Origin of the sequence: Brasilonema bromeliae SPC951, assembly GCF_012912135.1 — a bacterium.
GTDB lineage: Bacteria > Cyanobacteriota > Cyanobacteriia > Cyanobacteriales > Nostocaceae > Brasilonema > Brasilonema bromeliae.
The window spans coordinates 4,723-7,663 of sequence record NZ_QMEB01000281.1 but is presented as its reverse complement, the minus strand read 5'-3'; the positions used below and the strand labels follow the sequence as shown (position 1 = coordinate 7,663).

The 2,941-nt window shown below is 43.9% G+C and carries 2 protein-coding genes; one reads left to right on the top strand and one right to left on the bottom strand.

All coding sequences use genetic code 11. The features are described 5' to 3' along the window. Positions 1 to 60: 60 nt before the first annotated feature. On the bottom strand, positions 61 to 1,101 hold the full coding sequence (locus DP116_RS25370) for an aspartate-semialdehyde dehydrogenase (protein ID WP_169157788.1): 1,041 nt from the start codon (positions 1,099 to 1,101) through the stop codon (positions 61 to 63). Positions 1,102 to 1,991: 890 nt separating this feature from the next. On the opposite strand from DP116_RS25370, the gene tig reads away from it, so the two are divergent. Next, a partial coding sequence (gene tig, locus DP116_RS29745) for a trigger factor (RefSeq protein WP_246275789.1) occupies positions 1,992 to 2,941 on the top strand: 950 nt, incomplete at its 3' end.

Genomic DNA, 2,941 nt, shown 5'->3' with positions numbered 1-2,941 from the left:
GCCTGTGGAACCCTTTCGGCAGTCACCTACGGAGGGAAACCCTCCTGCAGTGCTGGCTCACTAATGACTAACCGCTACTGCTGGTTTGAGCAGATTTTTTTCTACTAATAACTCAGCAATTTGTATTGCATTCAAGGCTGCGCCTTTGCGGACTTGATCACCACACAGCCACAGTTCCAAGCCACACGGGTGAGAAATATCCTGACGAATTCTCCCTACCAAAACTTCATCTTGACCTGTGGCTTCAATTGGCATTGGGAAATGGTTTGCCTTCCAATCTTCTACCAATTTCACACCCGGTGCCTGACTGAGAATTTCTCTGGCCAAATCTTGGCTAAATGGTGCCTCAAATTCTAGGTTAATCGCTTCCGAATGGCTACGCAGTACGGGAACCCGTACACAAGTTGCAGTGATTCTGATATCCTGAGTCCCAAAGATTTTGCGAGTTTCGTTAACCATTTTTATTTCTTCCTCACAATACCCAAAGTCGTTCAAAGGGGAGTTGTGCGGGAAGACATTAAATGCTAGTGGATAGGGAAAAACTTCAGCAACAGGTTGCTTGGCTTCTAAAATAGCACTTGCTTGAGTTTTCACTTCTTCCATTGCCTTAGCACCAGCACCACTGGCTGATTGGTAAGTTGCAGCCACTAGGCGCTGTACTGGTGATACTTTATGTAGGGGCCACACTGCGACTGTCATCAAAATCGTCGTGCAGTTGGGATTAGCAATGATACCTTTGTGGTTCGCTGCTGCTTCTGGATTCACTTCTGGAACCACCAAAGGAACTTCCGGATTCATGCGAAACGCACTGGAGTTATCAACCACCACAGCACCCGCCGCTACAGCTTTTGGTGCCCAAGTTTTTGAGATGGAACCACCTGCACTCGCCAACACCAGATCCACATTCTCAAAGGCTTTTTCACTCACTGGTTCTACTGGCAAATTTTCTCCCTCAAAAGGCAGTGTTCGCCCTGCACTGCGAACGGAAGCCAATAACCTTAAATCAGAAACAGGGAAATTACGGCTTTCCAATAATTCCAGCAACTCTTGGCCTACTGCACCAGTTGCTCCCAAAATAGCTATCCTGTAGGATTTAGACAAATTGACTTCCTCCTTTACGAGATGTTTTGTGCAATTTCTTGTAAAATTTCAAAGCTTAAATGGCAATAGCAGACATTAAATAAACCTTTTAATAGTTTGATTTTTTGAGAAATTCATTGTAATTCTTAATCTAATACATTTATTTTGCTACTCATCCTGATTAGTATGACAATTTACAATATTTTATTACTAAACTCTCCATCAAATTAAGACTTTTATTATACAGTAGATCATCTTCCAACGTGTGGATGAGCTAAACTTTTGCATAGCCCTAGTACCGCTGGCGTTCGTCAAAAGTCAAAAGTTAAAAGTCAAAAGGTTGATTCTGCGGGCTTTTCGTTGATTTGGAATGGTGAATCCAGCGCGCATGAGGAGGGTTTCCCGACAGAGGCGACTGGTGAACCCGAAGGGTAGCTTTATTTGGGCCGACCTGTACTAGACAGGTGTTATGCCTGTAATAGACCTCTGTCTTGATGATTAGTGTAGTATGATTCAATGGACGGCAGACCACCAGGGCGATAAGCTAACCTATTCTCACAACACAGGAGTTAGGTTCAGCTGCTGCGCTCAGTTGCACAGAGCAGCGATCGCCCCAACGTTACAACTTTGGCGTGCAAAGCGTGCTAGTTGAGAACCAGGATATCACGGTGTTAGCCCTTTGGTAAAAAACAATTTGGAGTTGAGAACAAGAAACTAGTTTGCGCTAAAACGTCAAGGATTTTGACAACAAAAGTAAACTAGATATCTGTTATAAGGGCACCTGGAGCACTTGGATATAATTAAGCCATACAGGCACCTTTGATCCAAGTCAGGAAACTTTAACTTAAAGACGCAAATTTTGGCGTCAGTAAACCAAAAGTAAAAAGAAATACAAATAATAGAGACGAAGCATGAAAGTCACCCAGGAAAAACTTCCCGCCAGTCAAATTGGTCTAGAAATAGAGATTACCCCAGAAAAGACCAAGGAAACTTACGAAAAAGTTGTTAAAAACTTAGCGAGTACTGCAAATATTCCTGGGTTTCGCAAAGGCAAGGTACCTCGGCAGATACTCCTGCAGCGCCTTGGCACAACTCGAATCAAGGCAGCTGCGCTAGAAGAAGTTATTCAAGATGGCATTGAGCAAGCACTCTCACAAGAAAAAATCCAGGTGCTTGGTCAACCACAGCTACGCTCTTCATTTGAGGAATTGATTAACAATTATGAACCAGGAAAACCCCTGGTCATTTCTGCATCTGTAGATGTGGAACCAGAACCAAATTTGGGTGAATATACGGGCTTGCAATTCAAAGCCGAGGAAGTCAAGTACGATCCACAGCAGGTAGACAAAGCCTTAGAAGACGAACGCCAACAAATGGCAACATTAATTCCAGTGGAAGGGCGATCGGCGCAAATAGGTGATGTCGCTGTGGTAGATTTCAAAGGGGTTTTAGCTGCTTCTGTTGGTGAAGACAAAACGGACGTACCCCAGCCAATACCAGGCGGGGAAGCAACTGATTTCCAATTGGAGATGCAGGAAGACAAATTCATTCCTGGCTTTGTCACAGGGATAGTGGGAATGAATCCTGGAGAAACCAAAGAAATCTCTGCTCAGTTTCCAGACCCTTATGTTAACGAAGAATTAGCAGGAAAACCTGCTGTTTTCACTGTCACCCTCAAAGAACTCAAGGAAAAAGAGCTGCCTGAATTGAATGATGACTTTGCCCAAGAAGTCAGTGAGTATAATACTTTGGACGAATTGCGTAATTCCTTGGAAGAGCGCTTTCAAAAAGAAGCCTCACAGAAAACAAAATCGCATCAGCAAGAAGCCCTGTTAGCTGAACTGCTCAAGCACGTGGAAGT